1 protein-coding gene is annotated in these 1,163 nt (G+C 57.1%); it reads left to right on the top strand.

Going from position 1 to position 1,163, the window contains the following annotated elements; all coding sequences use genetic code 11:
• Positions 1-74: 74 nt before the first annotated feature.
• A complete protein-coding gene (locus tag OHL21_RS00020) occupies positions 75-1,163 on the top strand; it encodes an IS630 family transposase (protein ID WP_263415197.1) in 1,089 nt (362 codons plus the stop codon).

The raw sequence follows: 1,163 nt of genomic DNA, 5'->3' as shown, positions 1-1,163 counted from the left end.
CTAGTGTCCTGTCCCTAAAATAATTGTCATATTTATTGAGGGTACGAGCATCGGATAGAGTGGGAGGAAGTCCGATGGGTGCAGGTCGTCCTTTAGCTCCGTTGTCTGTCAGTGCGGAAGATCGCAGGCAACTGGTTGCCTGGAGTCGTAGGCCGAAGACGTCGCAGGCTCTGGCGATGCGCTCGCGCATGGTGCTGCTGGCCGATGAAGGGCTCAGCAACAGGGTGATCGCTACCCAACTGCATACCATGCCACACACTGTAGGCAAGTGGCGACAACGTTACATTGAACTCGGCCTGGACGGACTGCTGGATGAGCCCCGTCCCGGCACCTCGCGCAAGCTGGGCGATGAAGACGTAGAGCGGGTGCTCGCACTTACGTTGGAATCGACTCCAGAGGATGCCACCCATTGGTCGACGCGTTCGCTGGCCGAGCGTACCGGCCTTAGCCGTAATTCGATTCACCGTATCTGGCGTGCCTTTTCCCTCGCACCGCATCGCAGTGAGACTTTCAAGCTTTCCAAAGATCCGCTGTTCATCGATAAGGTGCGCGATATCGTGGGCCTATACCTGGCCCCTCCGCAACGCGCTCTGGTTTTATGTGTGGATGAAAAGAGCCAGATCCAGGCGCTGGACAGAAGCGCCCCGCTTTTGCCCATGCGTCCCGGTCAGATCGAGCGCCGCACCCATGACTATGTACGCCACGGCACCACTACACTGTTTGCCGCCCTTGACGCCAAGAGTGGTGAGCTGATCGGCCAGACGCAGCGACGCCATCGCTCGGTGGAATTTCGCACCTTCCTCGACACCATCGAGCAGAACGTGCCTCCGGAACTGGATATCCATCTGATCCTGGATAACTACGGCACCCACAAGACCAAGCTGATCCGGGATTGGTTGGTCAAGAGGCCACGCTTCCACCTCCACTTCACTCCCACCTCCGCTTCCTGGCTCAACCTGGTCGAGCGATGGTTTGCGCTGCTGACCGAAAAACAACTTCGCCGCAGCACCCATCGCTCCACCGCTGAACTGGAAAATGCCATCCGCAACTACATCCAAATTCACAACCGCGATCCAAAACCCTTCGTCTGGACTAAAACCGCCGATCAGATACTGGCTGCCGTTGCTAGATTTTGTACAAGAACTTCAGGGACAGGACACTAG

Origin of the sequence: Terriglobus albidus, from assembly GCF_025685425.1 — a bacterium.
Lineage (GTDB): Bacteria > Acidobacteriota > Terriglobia > Terriglobales > Acidobacteriaceae > Terriglobus > Terriglobus albidus.
The sequence above is the reverse complement of the archived record's forward strand: the minus strand, read 5'-3'. Positions and strand labels throughout refer to the sequence as shown.